An 18,929-nucleotide genomic window follows, 5' to 3' on the forward strand; every position below is an offset into this window, starting at 1 on the left:
TTGTTGGAACATGATTCCAACAGCTTTTTTTGTGCATATTCCTAAATGACTGCAGACGTAACCGCATAGTAGTAGCTTTCAATAAGTTCTGGCGACTGGTGCAACCCACTCTTAATCCACCAGTTAACGGTATCTACAAAACTACTAACGACAAAGTCCAATACGTATTCCTTTGGTAAATCCCGTTGCTTAAATTTGTTATCCAATTGATTCCCAATCACTACTTTTAAATGCCGCTTAAAAAACAGCAAAAAGATTTCACTACTTTCGCCCCTGAGCAAATCCAATATGTTATTCACATTTTTGCGAATATGGGTCAATACATGGGTAATCATCGACTCAAAACGAACCCGTTTGCCCTTCGTTAACGGTAAATTATCCAATTTTAAAACCACATGCTCAAATAGTATATGGCATGTTTCTTCTAGCAATGAGTCCTTAGTATCAAAATGAGCATAAAAAGTACTACGGCTAATCCCGGCTACTGAAATGATTTCACTAACGGTGATTGATTGGTATTCTTGTTTAGTTAATAGTTCTCCGAACGCATGAATAATGGCATCGGTGGACTTTTTGTGTCTTATATCCATTTTCAATCCCTACTTAAAATTTTTTAGATCCCGAACATTTTTGGATAAGTGTTCTGGTGTTGATTAATTTCATCTACTACAATGAACCATAAATTAATTTTAAACCAAGGGGGCTAAAATATGAAATCAAATCAGCATTCATCTAAAGCAATTACATACGCAGTGGGCTCCGCTGCCTTATACGCACTATACCCGCCCATTGCCAAATTATTGGTTCGTAATTGTCCACCAGCTTACTTATCAGCATTCTTATACCTGGGGACCGGAATTGGAATGGCGATTATTACAATGATTCTTCGTTCTAAGCAAGCCAAATTTGGTCCTAACCTAAAGCGTTCCGATACCAAGAGTCTCATAGCGGTAATTGGGTTCAACATTGCTGCCAGTATCCTAATGAACTTAGGGGTTCAACTAACATCGTCATCAAACATTGCCCTATTAGGTAATTTTGAAATCGTTGCTACTTCGATAATCGCATATTGGCTATTTCATGAACACATTAGTAAAGTTACCGCAGCTGCAATTATCATTATTACCACTGCCAGCCTCCTACTAAGCGTGAATGACATCTCACACTTTAGCATCTCACTAGGCTCACTATTAGCAATTATTGCCACCATTTGTTGGGGATTGGAAAATAACTTTACGCGGGTTCTTTCGGATCGTAATCCCCTGCAAGTCGTGATTGTAAAGGGACTTGGGGTCGGAATCGGTAGCTTAATTTTCGTCCCAATCATGCATGAAAACCGTCCGCCAGTAGCAACCATCTTTTGGGCGTTATTGTTGGGGTTTGTGGCATACGGAGTCAGTATTGTCCTGTATATTTTGGCCCAACGTTACATTGGCGCAGCCAGAACTAGTGCATACTATGCCATCGCACCGTTCATATCAGTGGGAATTTCGTTCGTTCTGTTTGGTGAACAACTAACGATGGGTTTCCTAGCCGCACTGTTCCTGATGATAATCGGCAGTGTGTTGTTGACTAAGGCAAATTAATATTAAAACATCTAAAAAATGTGGCGCCCTGATAGATTGGGCACCACATTTTTAATTTAACTATTGCAATTTTACTTTTGAATTCCTGGGAGTAAGGAATATCCACTAACCCGTAGTGTATCATTAATGATCTTGTTCATTGTTTTGTAGTCATTGGCAGTTGCCTTCAAAGCATCATTTGTATCTACTGATACAAACTGATTTAAGCTATAGTTAGCACCATTTACCAACTCAGATGCTTTAAATAAAGTATATGCTCTTCTCATGTGGGATGCACTGGATACCAAGGTAACTGATTTTGCACCATTACTTTTAAGAATTTTAGTGGTATTTCTAGCGTTTTGAGTGGTATCCTTTGATTCAGTTTCGGTAATAATCCGATCCTTAGCTACCCCATTTTTAACTAACCAGTCCTTCATTACCTCTGATTCTACCTTTGGTTCTTGAGGTAACTCCCCACCACTAACAACAATCTTAGCTTTCGGTTGTGCCTTTGCTAAGGCTAATCCAGCATTTAACCGTTGTTCTAGCGTTGGTTGAATATCTCCCTTACTATCTAGAACAAAACCTAAAATGACAATGTAGTGGTTCGCATTATTTTGGCCGTTAACCTTTGAAGCGTCAGTATTTAGGTCCATGTCGTGGGCATTCTCAATTAAACCAACGATTTTACTAAATTGCTGTGTTTTAGACTTATTAATACTGGTTAATTTTTTAATTGTCTTTTGGTAATCAGCCGTTTGGTTATTAAACTTTTGGTAAACTGCAATATTGACTAGGGCTTGGTAATTCTTCTTGTCAATTTTAAGAATCTGCTTGTACTGAGCCTGCGCCTTATCGTAATCACCATTCATTTGATCAATGGCAGCTAATCCCATCATATACTTAGGGGTATTTGGAGCAATCTTTAACGCTTCTTGGTATAAAGAAACTAGTGCTGCATTATTATATGAGGATGTAACCCCTACTTTTTGAGTCGAAGCAAAGTTTGGCTTATGCCAATAGTTATATTCAATCGCTTGATCAATGGTTTTTAACTTTGCTGCCTTTTGTTTCTCGCTCTTCAGCTTGGTTAAAATGGAATCATAAGAGTATTTATCCTGGTATTCTTGAACTTGATATTGATTACTTGCAAATGCAACCACATGACTTTGGTTGGCTACCGCCACTGGAATTGATAGTAGAAGTAATGTTAATAGTGATGCTGCTTTCTTTTTACCTTGCATAGCGTCCTCCAAATAATTTATTTCACATTTATCATACCAATTGGATTTAGATTTTGAGTAAAAAGAATGTAAATAAATTGTATTGTTTATTAATCATCCAAAAAGCCCCGTTTGCAATCAACAATTACGAACGGGGCTTATTTTATTTTTTAGCATCCTTAGTAAATGCTGCATTCAATTTCGTGAAATTAACAGTTCCCAAGCCGCTTGCTTGGTTATATATCTTCCCCGGTTGTCCAACATAGTAGAGGTTATTATCATCTAAACTGTTCAGAGGCGTAAATGGCGAGTGAGCAGTCTTTGCAAACCGATAAATTTGCGGATTCCAAAAGCCAGTCCGCTTTTTTTGTGCACTATTAATGACCGCTGCCATTGCAGCCATTTGTGGGGTAATCACACTGGTCCCATCCCCAGACGGATCATATTTACCATCAACATAAATATTGTATCCCGTCAGAAAATCTGCATTCCCAGAAATATCAGGGACGTTTCGACCACTTGCCCGTCCCGTTATCAATTTCGGATTAGCATTCACCTTCCCGGTTCTTAAATCAATGAATTGCTTTGCATTAAAGGTGCCAACACCACTAATTCCCTTTTGGTAATCCGGTATGGTGAAGTAGCGGCTAAAGCCACCCCCACCTGAAGCAAATATATTTCCCAATGTAGTAGCACTTACGGTCTTATTGGCATTCTTGTTAGCAGTTTGAATTTGTTTTTCGATTGCTGCCTTTTGTGCGTCTGTCTTTGCCTTGGAAAGCAGGTATTTAATCTCCTCGTCCTTAACAAACTTACTCCCGAATAATTCAGTTAGGCTAGTGGAATTACTCCAGGGTGCTTCCTTATTTAGCGAAACGGTCTTATCCCCAGTAGATGGCGTAAATCCAGAAACATCTGCAAATGATACGTTCTTAAATGGTAGGGTTGTGCCCCCAACGGCAGTAATGTAAGGGGATGCAGCTGGTAGCCCAACTGACTTTTCCTTAGTCCCATCCGAAAAGTCATAGGCCCCTGTATCACCAGAAGCATTAAAAACCGTAATTCCCTGTGCCGCTGCCTGTTTAAGCAAGCGGTTCAAGAGGTTCGTTTCCCCCTTATCAACCGGGCGCCCCTGCTTTAAATTAACTTCAGAAGCCCCAAAACTACTAGAAATAACATCGACGTTATCCCGCCCAATCGCAGTTGCATATGAAGGAATGAAGTAATCCGCATCATAATCATCACCTAGGTAGACATTAATGTTAGCAGCGGGCGCAATTGCACTGGCCTGTTCAGTATCCATTGTTACTTCAGCTTGATCACCATAATCTTTGGAGAGCGGCTTGCTTACATAGACCTTTTTAATGCGCCGGTTTCCCGATTTAACGCCTTGGTCCTTTAAGTACGCATTAATATCACTCATCTTAAAATCATTGCTACCTAAAATCCCAATCGTTTGTCCCTGGCCGTTATGACCATTTTGGGATAGCGAACCGGTGTGATAACTCCGCCCAAATTTACGATAGGATCGATCATTAATGTTAGGGTCCTTGATCTTATTTAAAGCGCTGATTTCTTGTTGACTAGGATTGGTTTTATCATTAGTTAGATGGACCTTTAACCCTAGTTGATCAATAAAACTAACGTCGTTTGCCACTGAACTAGCCAACCGGGCTTTGCCCCGTGCAATCTGGTAGTTGTGCTTTTTATTCGTTGTCTTAAAAATTTTAATTTGGAACGTCTTTTCAATGTTTTTGGTTTTGCCACTCACCGTCATAACGATGTTGCCAGGATAAACGTTCGATTTAAGTCCCTGCTTCTTGATGAACTTTTTAACTACTGCCACCCGTTGATTTGATAACCCATATTGATTACCAAACTGAGTGGGGGTTAAGTACCTGCGGTAATTTTTACTTTTGGGGTTGACCGTTTGATAGATGAACTGGTCCAACCGCTTATCATTGCGTGATTTTAATCCTAACGTAATTGTCTGCTGCTGATTTTCATTTACCCGCCGATACTTGGTTTGACTGGCATTAACGGAGGTCGTTACCCCACTAAGCACGGTGGAACCCATAATCGAAGCTGTAATCACCAATAATAAACTGCTATGACTAAATTTCATTGCATCTTCATCCTCTCAATCATTCAATCGATTTAATCATTATTCTTAATAAACTCAATTGTTTCATTCAATGCCTTTTGCGCTTCCGTAATTGGAAAGATTGCAAAATCATGATTCATTGCCCGATAAACGGTAGTGGTAACGTCCCAACGTTTGCGAACGGCTAGCTGTTGAAATTTCATTGCATCTGGATACAAAATATCATCAGTTCCAGTAATCACTAAAATTGGTGGTAATGAACTGGAATCGCCATAAAGCGGGCTGACTAACGGATCCTTTACACTTAATCGGTTAGCATAAATTGCCCCTAGCCGGGTTAAATTATCCAAATCTAAAACTGGATCTTTTGGTTGAATCAAGCGCATTTGCGGGTTCGTATTGGAAATATCCAGCCATGGTGACAATAGAACAGCACAACTAGGTTGAATCCCTTGATTGCGCTTTAGGTGTTGCATTAATGATAGAACAAGCCCCCCACCAGCTGAATCGCCCATTAGGACAATATCATTAGCATCACTGTTAACAACCATCTGATAACTTTTAAGGACCATTGTAAATGCATCATTAGCATCATAAGCTGGTGCCTTCGGATAAATTGGCATTATGACCCGACGCCCGAGTTGGTTAGCAAGGTTGGCAACGATTTGATAATGCTGTGGAAACGGCTGGCCCCAATAACCACCCCCGTGGATGTAAAAGACCACCCGGTGGGAAAATTCGATTTGACGGGGGATGACCTCTAAAATATCTTCGTGTCCGCGGTACTGATGGATCCGATAACGATGCTTTATAATCCTGGGAACCCGATACTGATTCATACTCTTCCGCGCTGCTTGTTCATATTCTACAGTGGTATCAATTGACGGTACTGCTCTTACTGCCGGTAATATTTGGTTAACCAACTGGCCACTTAAGCTCCGGTGCATCCGCTTAGCAATCAATTCCTCCAATGATAGTGATAAAATCAATCCACTAGCTAATAATTTAATAGCTTTCATCCACTTCACTCACTTTGTATTATGTAAGCAAAACGGTTCCCCATTTTGCTACTTCATTAACGGTATTTTAAGCCGCTTCGCAAGTTTTTGAACCATCCCTGGTCATCACTTTGCAACATTAATCCCTTATACTTTTTCGCAATTCCATAGGTCAGCAACACTGTGAAGCCAATTAGGATTAATAGGGAGAGCGCTACTTCAACTCCATTTGCTTGATGGTTAATAATGCGAATCGGCATGAAGAACGTCGACGAAACTGGCACGTACGATAGGACTTTTGCAATCATTGCATCACTATTATTTTGTAATATAAGTGATGCAAAAAATAGTCCCATAATCAAATACATCACCGGTTGGGCAGCCTTATTCGCATCTTCAGCTTTAGAAACCAGCGCTCCACAAGTTGCTGAGAGGATGATTCCAATAATTAATCCAAGAATCACAAACACCGAATTAATGTTAACTAAGTTCTTGAGAACACTACCAATTACTTCCTTTCCACCATTTTGCATGAAGTTCTTTAAAAACGAGGCATGCTTTAAAGCTTGATAGCTACCACCAATTGTAATCACGTAAACGACCATTTGGGTCAACATCATCAGAATAATGCCAAAAACCTTTCCAATAAAATAATTTGTGGATGAGGTACTACTGAAGATAATTTCGGTAATCTTGGACCCCTTTTCCTTGGCAATTACACTGGCGGTGATTCCTGAATACATCAATAGGAAGATATACAGAATAAAGATTAATGCCTCTAACGATATCAGCTTAGCAGTATCTGCATAATTATCACCCGTTTTTTTAACCTGGCTACTAAACGCGGGTTCAACGGCAAGGGCCTTTAACTGTTGCGGGTTCAACTTACTGCGTTGAATATTCAATTGATTCTGCGCAAGCGTAACTGTTTTCATTAAATCAGTCTTAACGTCGCTATCTAACGCTTCGTTCCCTACGTAATGAACGTTGATTCGCCCGTTTGTTTCCGAAAGCTTCGCATAACCATCAATATCACCACGCTTGAGCTTGCTAGTTGCCTGTTGTTCTGTATTAATCGCGGCGTCAATCGAATCGCCATCCTGTTTCACCACTGCCTGTTTCACCTGTTGATTACCAATGATTGCAAACTGGCTGTCCGCATTACTAGCGCTATTACCAGCGAGGAATCCAGCCCCGCCACCAATGATTATAATGATAAATGGCAGCAATAACATTATGATAAAACTCTTCGTCTTTACCTGACTCACGTACGTTTCTGCAGTAATCGCCATTAATTTATGCATGGATTTCACCAACCTTTTCCCGGAAAATTTCATCTAACGATGGCGGCTGCTGACTAAATTCTTCAATGTATTCACCGTGACTGATCAGTTTAAATAACTCTGGACCAGCTGCGGGGGTGTTGAGCTTCAGTTTATAACGATTATTCCCGCGTTGAGTTACTGCTAGTACCCCGGGAAGTGTGCTGAGCTCATCTGGAGCCATCGGGGTGGTAACAAAGAGTTCGTTCTTGCCGAACTGGTTACGGACATCTTGCACCGGACCGTTCAAGACGACCTCACCGTTACGTAACATTACTAAGTCGTCACAAATATCCTCTACGTTAGCCATATTGTGACTAGAGAAAATGATGGTGGCGCCCCCCTGTTTTGCATCTAAAATCGCTTGCTTCAAGAGGTCGGCGTTCACTGGATCAAGCCCGCTAAATGGTTCATCTAAAATAATTAATTGCGGTTCGTGAATCAACGTACAAATTAACTGAACCTTCTGCTGATTTCCCTTCGATAACGACTTGATCTTATCACGCCTTGTGCCCTTGACCTCAAACTTCCGCATCCACTGGTCAATTCTAGCCGTCGTCCATTTTACAGGGCGGCTTTTTAACTGCGCAAAGTAGGTAATTTGTTTTTGGACCGTTAAATCAGTCATCAAGCTGCGTTCTTCTGGTAGGTAGCCGATTTGGTCAAACGTACTGCTAGCGATTGGTTCTCCATTCCATTCAATCACGCCATTGTATTCAATAAATTTGAGAATGCTGTGGAAAGTCGTGGATTTACCCGCTCCGTTTTGCCCAATCAATCCTAAAATGCGGCCGGAATGGGCGTTGAACGAAACGTTATGTAATGCTTTAACATTGCTGAATTGTTTACTGAGGTTCTGAATTGCTAAAATTTTAATCATCTCCATTTTTTTGATTAGGATTATCTGTGGCAACGGTAAATAGAATTAATTGATTGTGTGAATTATTCATGATACTCCCGATCGATTTTGCGCCGCTTCGTAATGTAATTACCAATTGTAACCAGAGCGGTAACGCCCAGGAATATTAAATTATTAACTGGCGATAAGATCAACTCAACAATCGATTTATCATTACCATAGCTAAGGAACTCATAAATAATTTGTGAAATTCTGGTAGCCAATAAAAGGAAAATTCCCTGAATCAACACCGCTCTTTTCATCTTTTTTAAAGCAGCATGATACTCCATTTGGTTACTTACATCAATTCGGTCAATTTTTAATTTGTGAATCTTCAAACTAATGTAAGTTCCAATGGTCATAATTGCTAACGCATTGGCTCCAAACCACCATAATACAATCAGCTGCGCTGCTTTGCTGGTAAAGTAAGTTACAAGTAAAGCAATCCAAACAGCGGTAGTGGATAAAGTAAAGTAGTTCCAAATTACTAAAAATAATTTACCAGCTAACTTATTAATCGCTTCCTCGCGATACTCATCCAGTGGTCCTTCAATTCCATAGAAAAACCTTAAGTAACGAACATAAAGTGATTCCCTATTATTCTTCATCACTGCCCTCCCAAAATAAACTATTTAAGTCAGTCTGCAACGCCCTTGCAATGTTAATACAGAGCTTTAGGGACGGATTATACTGATCCTTTTCAATTAGGCTTAATGTCTGACGGGAAATCCCCACCATTTTGGCCAGTTCATTTTGCTTCAGGCCCCTGGTCATTCGCATTATTCTAACCTTATTTTGCATCATCCAATCTCCATTCAGGTAATATATATATTCCTTAATGTAATTTATATATTACATTAAAATTTTTAAATGTCAATTTATAATTTAAATTAAAAACTGATTTTGAATTAAAATCGCTTTTAAATCAATAAGCGTATCCGCTAGCTCATCCCCATTATCCAGCGACGTTAACGACACCCGCAAAAATGCTGTTCGATCTGCCGAACCAACTAAAAATTTATCAGAATGAAACACACGAATGCCATTTTGCAACAAGGTTTGTTCAATCTGATTCCCAGAAAATTGGGAATTGACCGGCACCGCCCGAAAGAAATGGTAGTCGTTCACAGTTGGTTGATTATCGAATATCTGATCAAAAATTGCATTCACTTTTGTAACTGCGTTTAACTTTTGTTGCATAATTTTACTAGCAACACCGTTTTGTAACGCTCTCGTTACGATTGCTGCATCTAAAGCAGATGTTTTCACATTCACGTTAAAAATTGCATTTTCAATTGAATGCCTAAACTGGTTGGCCGTTCTAATGAACCCCACCCGTAGTCCCGAAATAAGTGATTTCGACATGCTGCATACGTAAATACTTTGCTCTGGCACTAAATTACTCATTTTAGTAAGTGGCGTTTGCCGATATAGATTTAAAAAGTTTAAATAGTCATCCTCAATTAAAATTAATTTATAACGTTGAATCAACTGGGCCAGTAGTTGCCTGCGCTGTTCGGAAATGGTAATGGTGGTGGGGTTCCCGTAGTCAGGCATTAAGTAAATTCCTTTGATATTTTTAAGCCGACACTGTTGTTCCAAATCAACTGCACTCATCCCTTCACTATCATCATTGATTGGAATCAGTTCAATTCCCCGCAGCCGTGCTAGTTCAATAAAATTAGCGTAAGTAAACTTATCGACCGCGATTTTATCACCACTATTAAAGAGGCTTAACAAGATAATTGACAATGCATTTTGACCACCGGAAACGATCATTGTGTTTTCCTTATTCATCGTCATCCCAATTTGATCCATATACCGACTGGCAATTAACCGGTGTTTCGCTAACCCAATCGGTTCATCATAATTCAATAGCTCAACTAAGTTAGTTTGACTACTAACCTCTTCCACCGTTGATCTAATAAGATAGTTATTGGCTTCAAAGGAGGCATTAAAGCCTAATTCTCTGATGTTATGCGCGTTATTTCTAGAGATGGTTTGCATAAACTTCAAGTTCTTAGCAACGTAGGTCCCCCTCCCAACCACTCCGTAGGTCAAGCCCCGTTGCTGACTTAGCTTATACGCCCTCGTTACCGTTGCAAATCCAATATCCAAAAAATCTGCTAGTTCTCGTTGGGGCGGTAACTTGGTATCCGGTAACAAGTGACCAGATTCAATTGCGCCCTTCATTTGTTCCACCAGCGATTGGTAGTAGGGGCGCTTTAATCTGGAACGGTCGGGCCGCCAACTTAATGGGTAGTCAGTAAAAATATTAATTGGCATGCTTTTTCACCCTTTCAATATAATTGTAATGAGTACAATTATATCATTGATTGTACTCATAATTGTTCTTATAATCGAATATAATTAGTAAATAAGGATGTGATTGCTTTGAAAAGTCAAACATTTAAGTTTGCGTTTCAAAAGACGATTCCAATCATGGCTGGATTCATCTTTTTAGGTGCTACATATGGAATTTACATGCATCAAAGTGGTTTTAATTTCCTATACCCAACCCTAATGGCGGCAACTATATTTGGGGGATCCGTAGAATTTGTGATTGCAAATCTATTATTAGGTAAGTTCAACCCCTGGCTCGTTTTCTTCTTAACGTTCATCATTAACTCTCGTCACCTGTTCTATGCGATTTCAATGCTGAGCAAGTATCGTGGAACCGGTAGAAAACAAATTTTCATGGTGTTTGGAATGTGTGATGAAACCTTTGCGATTAATTACTCAACTAAGGTTCCAAGTAATATCGATCATAAGGAGTTTATGTTCTACGTGACACTACTAGACTATGCCTATTGGGTTTCAGGTGCGTTTTTAGGTGGCGTTCTCGGCGGATTAATCACCATCAAGCTCCCGGGATTAGACTTCGTGATGACCGCACTCTTCTTAGTTTTATTCGCTAATCAATTTATAAATGAAAAGAGCCATTTCAGTACCATTACCGGACTGCTTCTAACGTTCATTACTTTGTTTGTCGTTGGGACCCAATGGTTCCTATTAGTCAGCCTAATTTTAATGGTTATCATTTTAAGAATTAGATATCATCGGGAGGTGGCAAAATGACCCTAACTGAACAAATCATTACAATTGCCATTGCTTCGGTGACTACCATGGCCACTCGGTTCGTCCCGTTTTTTGTTTTCCCGGAACATAAGCCCACTCCCCGCTTCGTAAAGTACCTTGGCGACTATTTACCACCAGCCATTTTAGGAATTCTGGTGGTGTATTGTTATAAGGATCAAATTTTAACCATTAACCGTGAGACCCTTTGGGGCATCATCGCCGGTACAATTACACTGGGAATTCACTTTTGGAAGCAAAATATGATGCTATCAATTTTAGCAGGAACCGCTTCATACATTTTGTTACTTAATTTTGTCCATTTTTAGATCTTAATTGGAGGTTATTAGCATGACGAATAAACAAGTTGATTTTAAAGAAGTAGACGTTTTCACGAACGTTCCATATCAAGGGAATCCAGTCGCGGTGGTAATGAACGGTGATGGATTAACTGATCAACAGATGCATCAAATTGCCAACTGGATTCACCTATCGGAAACCACTTTTGTATGCCAGCCCACCGATCCGGAAGCCGACTATCAACTCCGAATTTTCACCCCTAACAACGAATTACCATTTGCTGGGCACCCCACGATTGGCTCTGCCCATGCTGTTTTACAAGGGGGGTTAAAACCTAAGCATGATGGGTTCTTAGTTCAAGAATGTAAAAAGGGACTCGTTAAAATTTATAAGCATGGTGAGGAGCTCTCGTTTACGCTTCCAGAACCGGAAAGAACCGTCCTCAGTGCCGAAAAGAATCAATTAATTAGTGCTGCTTTAGACATTCCAGTTACTGACTTTAAAATTAGTGAAAAAGTGGATGTTGGTGCGGTTTGGTACACAATTCAAGTTAAGGATGCCCACCAAGTAGTGACGACTAGTCCCGATATGAAGCTCCTGGCAGAGCTTTCAGAACCAGGAGTGAGTGGGGTAACCATCTTTGGAGCAACCAGCGCCGGTAGTGATGTTAAATTTGAAGTCCGTTCCTTTGCCCCTGCTGAGGGAGCCGATGAGGATCCGGTCTGTGGAAGTGGAAATGGGTGTGTAGCAGCGTTGGTAAAAGCTGAGCATTTGGTTGATGGCGACCAATACACCGCTGGTCAGGGCCAGTGCCTAGGTCGGAACGGAAAGGTTAAAGTTAGAATTACTGATGGTCAACCAATCTTGGTTGGTGGAAATGCAGTTGTATGTATTGAAGGTCAAATTAAAAGGCCATAGTTGAAAAATTATTTCCGGAACAATCATTAAGCGAAATTCATACTCATAGTAAGTTCAGATGCAAAAGGGGCTGTGACATAACTCCTTAAAATAAATGGTTCTTGTTGGAAGAAATAATAATTTCTTCCAACAAGAACCATTTTTACATTTAATAAAAGAAAATTAGCCACTAATGAAGCTAATTTTCTGATGTTCATTGCCATTAATACGATTCCAGCCTCTCTTTTGACTTTACTAATGCCTCGAACTGAAAATCGAGTGAACTTCAAATAACCTTTCAAGTGTCCAAAAACCGATTCGACATCTATTTTTCTTCGTGCATAGATTGAACTAGTTTCTGATTCTGAAAGCAACTTACGTTGTTTAGCTTTATAATATTCCCAAGCTGGATTAACATTGATTCGTCTAAGATGGCCCCTTTTAGTTAATGCTTTTGAAACGAAGTTCCAATTTTGATTTTTCACTTCAGCTTTGTATTCTTTGAAATCTCTGGTCAAGCCATATTTATCGGTTCGTTTTCGATACGCATTAAAGTTAAAACGCACTCCATTTGGATCAATATAATAATCATCTTGTTCATGATATTCCCAATTCATTACTTTTCGATCATCACTACGCCATTTTCGACTTTGTTCTCTTAACATGGTCGAATAAGGAATGATGGCGATGTGGTTAGGTAGATTATCTTCAATAAAACGATAGTTATTTTCTGAACCATAGCCAGCATCAGCCACAATGTATTTACCTAAAGTACCATCGGTACTTTGTTGCTCTAGAAATGACGACAACGTTCTAGTATCAGTTGGATTTTGATAGATACCAAATCCGGTAACGAATTGATTACTGGTTGCAATTTGTAGATTATAAGCCGGTTTCAATTGGCCATTGCGCATTGGGTCTTCTTTACAACGCATAAAAGTGGCGTCATGATCGGTTTTAGAATAACTATTCCGTTGTTTAAAAATTTGATTCTGTTTATCATAATTAGCCATTTTGGCTCTTCTCTGTTTTAAGTGATTTTTAAGGGCCTTTATTTTTCTTCGTTTTCGCTTTTTAGGATTTGGTGAAATTGGTTTTTCATTTTTAATTTGGGTATTTAATTCAGTTAATTGGTTTTCCAGTCTGATGATGATTTCATCAAGCATTTCTAAATTAATATCGCTTCCTTTCGGAATCTGTCGTTGCAACCTGGCATGTTTCATTTCAGCTAAAATATCAATAATTGCAGCGCGGTTCATTTTATCGAAACGAATGGTATTTTTAAGCCACACAAAGGAATATTTATTAGCGTCAGCTAGAATTTTAGTGCCATCAATAAAGGTAATTTCATCAATATAATTGTTGGTTCTTAGGTATTGATTTAGGTTGATGATACTTTGTTGAATTAGTTTTTCAGCATCATCTGAAATTCTAAACCGACAAATCGTGCGGTATGATGGAGCTTGTTCTTGAGTCAGCCATCGAGCAGATAGACTATCTTCTGCAAGTTCATTGATTCTGCGACTACTAAAGATTCCCTTGGTATAAGCAAATAAGATTAGCTTAAGTAACGACCGCAGGTCATATTCACGAGGCCGACCGGTTATGTATGGATCATTGATTTCTAATTTTTCAACTACTTGGTTGATTAAAATAGCTGGACTATTTTTTTGTGGTTTCCAATCGGTAGAGATACTTAAATTCATTTGATTTATGTTATAATTAGTCATGTTGTGTTGTTCCTTTCGGGGAATGATTTGAAGAACGTTGGGGTGCGACCCAACGTTCTTTTCTATTATTATACATAAAAATAGGCAACGATAAGAAAAAATTTCTTATCGTTGCCTGTTTATTTTTTGGGACTTATGTCACAGTTCCTTTTTGAACTCTTTAATCATAATTAACTCAGCAACATTATAGTTAACTTTATCTATCGGATAGCTATAATTAATACCAGTCCTTCATTTCAAGACTATATTTTCAGTCCATTTATTTATTTTTTCATAAATTAAAAGTCAAACTAAGTATCGTTAATTCCAATTCTGCTAAAATAAAATTACTAATTTTGCGAGGAGAATTAATTTGGGAAATTTAATCGACTTTATATTAAATATTGATCAACATATCATCAATATTGTTAATACATTCGGTAACTGGACTTACCTAATCCTGTTTATCATTATTTTGCTAGAAACTGGTGCCGTCATCATGCCATTTCTACCGGGTGACTCCCTGCTATTTGCTGCAGCGGCGTTATCCGCTAACGCTAGTTATTCACTTAACATCTGGATATTCATTGCCCTATTCTTAATTGCCGCAATTGTCGGTGACTCGATTAATTTCTGGGTCGGTGAAAAGGTAGGCTTAAAATTACTGGAACATCGTTTGGTGCAAAAAGTAATTAAACCCGCCCACCTCAAGAGCACCCGTGAATTTTTTGATAAGCATGGTGCAGCAGCCGTCTTCTTAGCCCGGTTCATTCCAATCTTAAGAACGCTGGTTCCGTTTATTGCAGCTACTGGAAAGATGAACTATAAGAAGTTTATCTTCTATAACGTTACCTCTGGATTCGCATGGGTGCTCCTGTGTTGTGGAGCTGGCTACTTCTTTGGTAATATCCCATTCATTCAAGAACACTTCTCAGCAGTCGTGCTAGGAATCATTGTGGTTTCTCTATTACCAGCGGTAATCGGACTGGTCCGCAGTAAAGTAAGTAAATAGAATTAATTTAAAACGGTAATCAATTGGATGGACAATTTGATTACCGTTTTTTTGTGCTGAAACGCTATCATATACGTTAATTTAATTTATTAACGACCCTTTGCGATTCTAATCCCCATCAATTAAAATAAGTTTAATCTCAAAAATGGAGTGATATTAACAATGAATAATCGAATGTTTTCTGCAAATGGCCAAATCATCTTTGGAATCAGTCTTTTATTATGCAGCCTGTTCAGTTTTGCACTAGCCCCCAACTGGTTGATTTTAGTGGCACTATTATTATTAGCATTGATAAACATCACTAACGGCTGGAAGCGAAAGCAGCGGGAAAAATGATTACTAAGTTAACGCATCCATCAGACCAACAACTAAAACGAATCATGGCAATCTGGTTAACTGGTAATCTAGAAGCCCATCAATTTATCCCGAATTACTACTGGATGAATAACTACTCCGCCGTCAAAAAATTATTATCAACAGCCGAAATTTATGTAGCTATAAATGATCAACAAATCAGCGCCTTTTTAGGCTTAGTTGATCATTCCATTTGGGGAATCTTCGTTACCAGTCCATTCAGACATCAAGGAATTGGGACTCAACTTGTCAACGCCGCTAAGGATAATCACGCGATGCTGATTTTGTCAGTATACCTAAAGAACCCCAGCGCCATTTTATTCTCTGAGCAAAATGGATTTGTAATTAAACAGCAAACCGTTGATGAAAATACTAATGAGTCTAAGTGTCAAATGAGTTGGCTAAATCATTAATTACAAAATTAAAAAATGCATTTACACTAGTCGGTTCGGATAGTTTTTGATTCTAACGGTTTAAAAATGGTTTAATCTTATTAAAACAGTAATTCCATAATTTTTCTTCGTTCTCTATATTATAATAACGAGTTGGCGCTTTAATCATCTTGCATTTATTGTTAAAAAATTTACCTGAAAATCCCTTAACATCATTTGATGTAGCTAAATATACATTGGTAGCAGCACCACTGCTAGGGGCTGCCATTAAATGTGATTTTAAAGCAACCTTATAAATTAAGTTATTAATAAAACCATTATTACTATCCTGACCAAAATTAGTTGCAACTGAACCAGGATGAGAAACATTTACCGAAACGTTATTAATCCCTTCATCTTTTAAGCGTTTTGCCATGTGTTGAGTGTTCCAAATCACAAATAACTTGCTAATTCCATAGCGTGTCTGTCCTGAATTAATCCTGTCCATATTCAGATCATTCATTCTAGGCTTAGCAATTATAGCAGTTCCAGAAGACATGTTAATAATCCGCCCATCATTACTACTCCTTAGCCTTGGCATTAGTAATTCACTTAATAATAAGGGTGATATTACATTTAATTGCATTGTGGCTTCAATCCCATTTTCTGTTTGGCTCCTATTATCATCTAAAACCGCCCCTGCATTATTAATTAGAACGTCCAAATGATCAAAGCTAGCTTTAAACAGATCTGCTAATTTCATTACTGATTGCAATGAGAATAGGTCAGCAATTAAATAACTAATTTGCGGATTATTTGTACGCTTTTTTAATTCAGCAACGGTATTTCTAGCTTTTTGCTCATTTCGACCATGGATAATAATTTGATTGCCCATTCTAGCTAACTCTAAGGCTGTTTCTTTACCGATTCCATCAGTAGCACCTGTAATTAAAATTATTTTGTTCATTATTTCTCCTTTAATAAGTGACTAGTTAGTTTTTTATGATTAAAAAATAAATCCAATTACTTTTTAATCGCTTTTTTTACCATGCCAATAATGGTATCAATTTGATTCTGTTCAATCTTAGCGTCTCGATCTAAAATTAAAGTTGGAACTGAGAAAAAAATATCAAAAACTGGCTGTGAAACCGTCACATATTCATCATCATCGTTAATTCGTTTAAATAGCTTACTAAGGGTCTTATTTAACTCCGTTTCAAACTTAATTGCATGGTCATCAAGTAGTTCTTGGTTGTTCCAAACCACCTTAATAAAATTATATTCATCAGGATGCTTATAAAATCCCCGAACAATAAACTTTAAAAGTGCCTCTACCTGTTCATCAATTGAATCTTGATCGTTAATCACTTCTGATAACCCGCTTTGAATACTAGCCTTAACCTCCTCATATACACGGCTAATTAAATCGGTTTTATCCCTATAGTGAATATAAATCGTAGCAGGACTTACATTAGCGTTTTTAGCGATTTTTGCAGTCGTCATATCCATCAATCCATAATATTTACATGAATCAATAACAGACCGCTTAATTGCATTAATTTTTTCATTATCTGGTTTTCTCATGAATTCAATAATAACTGATTAGTCACTTATTATCAATAACTAATTAAAAATTTCAATAAAAAAACTTTATTCCCATCAATAAAAAGGAATAAAGTTTTTAAGTTATTCAATAGATTAATTATGACCTTGCTTCTAATCTTCTTTGACTAATCAATACGTATCCTCCAAAACCAACTGCCCATACAATTGCGGCAACGGCTCCGACAATATCATCAGGAATGAAGAATAGGCTAATGAAGATAACCAGGAAGAATAAAATCGTTAGTGGACTAGTGATGTTGTATAGTGGCATCTTAAATCCATTTTCAAGGTAGTCGCTTGATTGACGGTACTTACGGTGAGCAAGCATCGTTAATGCGTATACTAGAATGTACATATCACTGGAAGCCCCAGTTACGATGGTAAACACTGATCCAGTCGCAGCACTCAAACTCATTAACGGAGTAATCAATGCTAATCCTGCTGATAGAACGATTGACGCAGCTGGAACTCCAGATTTAGAAATTTTACCAAACTTTTCTTTCATGAAGCCGCCTTCCTTAGCTTCGGTAGCTAATTGATAGAAGTGACGACCAGCGGAGAAGATACAACTATTTAATGCTGAAGCGGCAGAAGTTAAAACAACAAAGTTGATTACTGCTGCGGCAGCTGGGATGCCAGCTAGTTCAAACACTTGAACAAATGGACTCTTATCTGGTGAAAGTGAAGTCCATGGAATGATTCCCATGATTACAACCAATGCTCCAATGTAGAATAGTAAGATTCTAAGTAGTGTTTCGTTAACGGCCTTCTTAATAACGTGACGCGGGTTCTTAGATTCACCAATTGTAATACTTACGAATTCAATTCCTTGGAATGCGAAGAATACCATCGGGAAGGCAGAAATGAAGTTAAATGAACCGTGTGGGAATAATGTGTAGTCCTTAGTAATATTAGCTACTGATGCGTGTCCTAATGGAGTGGGACTTTGTTTAAAGATCATGAAGACCCCCGTAGCGATCAATGCTAAGATTGCGATAATCTTAATCATTGCAAACCAGAATTCAGTTTCACCGAACAGCCGAGCTGCAACTAAGTTCAAGCCACAAAGGACTACTAAGAAGACGATTTCAATAATCCAGGCTGGAATATTAGGGAACCAGAACTGGACATAGGTTGCAACGGCGGTTACTTCAGCCATACAAACAAAGACCAGGCCAATCCAATAGGTCCATCCTGTAAACCGCCCCGCCGCTGGGCCCAGGTACTTAGAAATAAATGAAACAAACGTGTGGTGGGATGGATCCGAGTAAAACATTTCACCAATGGCCCGCATCATCAAGAAGAAGAACAGCCCTAGAATTAAATATACAATCAGGATGGATGGTCCCGTTTTAGAAATCGTACTCCCTGACCCTAAAAACAAACCAGTCCCGATCGTTCCACCAATCGCGATCATTTGAACATGACGGTTGCTTAATGAACGGTAGGTTCCATCTGGATTTTCCTTAATATTTGAGTTCGCCATAATTAAC

20 protein-coding genes are annotated in these 18,929 nt (G+C 38.6%); 7 read left to right on the forward strand and 13 right to left on the reverse strand.

Features of this window, described 5'->3' with window-relative positions; translation table 11 throughout:
- Window positions 1–41 precede the first annotated feature (41 nt).
- Window positions 42–590, reverse strand: a complete 549-nt coding sequence (locus HZL42_RS08540) for a TetR/AcrR family transcriptional regulator (RefSeq protein ID WP_219283245.1) — start codon at window positions 588–590, stop codon at window positions 42–44.
- 120 nt (window positions 591–710) lie between these two features.
- Here HZL42_RS08540 and HZL42_RS08545 point away from each other — a divergent pair, with 120 nt between their 5' ends.
- A complete protein-coding gene (locus HZL42_RS08545; protein ID WP_219283247.1) occupies window positions 711–1,586 on the forward strand; it encodes a DMT family transporter in 876 nt (291 codons plus the stop codon).
- Between the two features lie 71 nt (window positions 1,587–1,657).
- Here the strand turns inward: HZL42_RS08545 and HZL42_RS08550 are convergent, their stop codons facing one another.
- From HZL42_RS08550 to HZL42_RS08585, 8 genes are all read right to left on the reverse strand, one after another.
- The gene (locus tag HZL42_RS08550) at window positions 1,658–2,812 is read right to left on the reverse strand and encodes a YdcF family protein (RefSeq protein WP_219283248.1); all 1,155 of its coding nucleotides are present in this window, start codon (window positions 2,810–2,812) and stop codon (window positions 1,658–1,660) included.
- Between the two features lie 142 nt (window positions 2,813–2,954).
- The gene (locus HZL42_RS08555) at window positions 2,955–4,916 is read right to left on the reverse strand and encodes a protease pro-enzyme activation domain-containing protein (protein ID WP_219283249.1); all 1,962 of its coding nucleotides are present in this window, start codon (window positions 4,914–4,916) and stop codon (window positions 2,955–2,957) included.
- Window positions 4,917–4,948: 32 nt separating this feature from the next.
- On the reverse strand, window positions 4,949–5,914 hold the full coding sequence (locus tag HZL42_RS08560) for an alpha/beta hydrolase fold domain-containing protein (RefSeq protein ID WP_219283250.1): 966 nt from the start codon (window positions 5,912–5,914) through the stop codon (window positions 4,949–4,951).
- 56 nt (window positions 5,915–5,970) lie between these two features.
- Window positions 5,971–7,197, reverse strand: coding sequence for an ABC transporter permease (locus tag HZL42_RS08565; RefSeq protein ID WP_219283252.1), 1,227 nt, complete (start codon window positions 7,195–7,197; stop codon window positions 5,971–5,973).
- On the reverse strand, window positions 7,190–8,086 hold the full coding sequence (locus HZL42_RS08570; protein WP_219283319.1) for an ABC transporter ATP-binding protein: 897 nt from the start codon (window positions 8,084–8,086) through the stop codon (window positions 7,190–7,192). Before HZL42_RS08570 ends, HZL42_RS08565 begins: the two co-directional genes overlap by 8 nt.
- Before the next feature lie 71 nt (window positions 8,087–8,157).
- Window positions 8,158–8,721, reverse strand: coding sequence for a DUF3278 domain-containing protein (locus HZL42_RS08575; protein ID WP_219283253.1), 564 nt, complete (start codon window positions 8,719–8,721; stop codon window positions 8,158–8,160).
- Entirely contained in the window at window positions 8,711–8,914 is a 204-nt protein-coding gene (locus tag HZL42_RS08580; RefSeq protein WP_255552622.1) for a helix-turn-helix transcriptional regulator, read from the reverse strand. Before HZL42_RS08580 ends, HZL42_RS08575 begins: the two co-directional genes overlap by 11 nt.
- Before the next feature lie 84 nt (window positions 8,915–8,998).
- Window positions 8,999–10,399: a PLP-dependent aminotransferase family protein gene (locus tag HZL42_RS08585; protein ID WP_219283255.1), complete on the reverse strand. Its 1,401-nt coding sequence runs from the start codon at window positions 10,397–10,399 to the stop codon at window positions 8,999–9,001.
- A 108-nt stretch (window positions 10,400–10,507) separates the two neighbouring features.
- Between HZL42_RS08585 and HZL42_RS08590 the strand changes: the two genes are divergently transcribed.
- From HZL42_RS08590 to HZL42_RS08600, 3 genes are read left to right on the forward strand one after another with little or no spacing between them, the layout of a single operon-like run.
- Complete coding sequence (locus HZL42_RS08590; protein ID WP_255552623.1) at window positions 10,508–11,191, forward strand: AzlC family ABC transporter permease; 684 nt, start codon at window positions 10,508–10,510, stop codon at window positions 11,189–11,191.
- Window positions 11,188–11,517, forward strand: coding sequence for a branched-chain amino acid transporter permease (locus HZL42_RS08595; RefSeq protein WP_219283257.1), 330 nt, complete (start codon window positions 11,188–11,190; stop codon window positions 11,515–11,517). The genes HZL42_RS08590 and HZL42_RS08595 overlap by 4 nt, the downstream gene beginning before the upstream one ends.
- A gap of 22 nt (window positions 11,518–11,539) precedes the next feature.
- Entirely contained in the window at window positions 11,540–12,406 is an 867-nt protein-coding gene (locus HZL42_RS08600) for a PhzF family phenazine biosynthesis protein (RefSeq protein ID WP_219283259.1), read from the forward strand.
- Window positions 12,407–12,432: 26 nt separating this feature from the next.
- Here the strand turns inward: HZL42_RS08600 and HZL42_RS08605 are convergent, their stop codons facing one another.
- Window positions 12,433–14,115 (reverse strand): IS1182 family transposase, encoded by a 1,683-nt coding sequence (locus HZL42_RS08605; protein WP_219283261.1) that lies wholly within the window; start codon window positions 14,113–14,115, stop codon window positions 12,433–12,435.
- A gap of 352 nt (window positions 14,116–14,467) precedes the next feature.
- Here HZL42_RS08605 and HZL42_RS08610 point away from each other — a divergent pair, with 352 nt between their 5' ends.
- The 3 genes from HZL42_RS08610 to HZL42_RS08620 all read left to right on the forward strand — a co-directional run bounded on the left by HZL42_RS08610 (window position 14,468) and on the right by HZL42_RS08620 (window position 15,873).
- Window positions 14,468–15,106 carry a VTT domain-containing protein gene (locus tag HZL42_RS08610; RefSeq protein WP_219283263.1) on the forward strand — a complete coding sequence of 213 codons (639 nt, stop codon included), beginning with the start codon at window positions 14,468–14,470 and terminating at the stop codon, window positions 15,104–15,106.
- 162 nt (window positions 15,107–15,268) lie between these two features.
- The gene (locus HZL42_RS08615) at window positions 15,269–15,442 is read left to right on the forward strand and encodes a hypothetical protein (protein ID WP_219283265.1); all 174 of its coding nucleotides are present in this window, start codon (window positions 15,269–15,271) and stop codon (window positions 15,440–15,442) included.
- A complete protein-coding gene (locus tag HZL42_RS08620; RefSeq protein WP_219283266.1) occupies window positions 15,439–15,873 on the forward strand; it encodes a GNAT family N-acetyltransferase in 435 nt (144 codons plus the stop codon). Before HZL42_RS08615 ends, HZL42_RS08620 begins: the two co-directional genes overlap by 4 nt.
- A gap of 52 nt (window positions 15,874–15,925) precedes the next feature.
- On the opposite strand, the gene HZL42_RS08625 is transcribed toward HZL42_RS08620, so the two are convergent.
- From HZL42_RS08625 to HZL42_RS08635, 3 genes are all read right to left on the reverse strand, one after another.
- The gene (locus HZL42_RS08625; RefSeq protein WP_219283267.1) at window positions 15,926–16,798 is read right to left on the reverse strand and encodes an SDR family NAD(P)-dependent oxidoreductase; all 873 of its coding nucleotides are present in this window, start codon (window positions 16,796–16,798) and stop codon (window positions 15,926–15,928) included.
- 56 nt (window positions 16,799–16,854) lie between these two features.
- Window positions 16,855–17,334: a TetR/AcrR family transcriptional regulator gene (locus HZL42_RS08630; protein ID WP_219283268.1), complete on the reverse strand. Its 480-nt coding sequence runs from the start codon at window positions 17,332–17,334 to the stop codon at window positions 16,855–16,857.
- Window positions 17,335–17,533: 199 nt separating this feature from the next.
- Entirely contained in the window at window positions 17,534–18,922 is a 1,389-nt protein-coding gene (locus HZL42_RS08635) for an amino acid permease (protein ID WP_255552624.1), read from the reverse strand.
- Between the last annotated feature and the right edge of the window lie 7 nt (window positions 18,923–18,929).

This window comes from Lactobacillus sp. Sy-1 (assembly GCF_019303535.1).
In the GTDB taxonomy this organism is placed as follows: domain Bacteria; phylum Bacillota; class Bacilli; order Lactobacillales; family Lactobacillaceae; genus Nicoliella.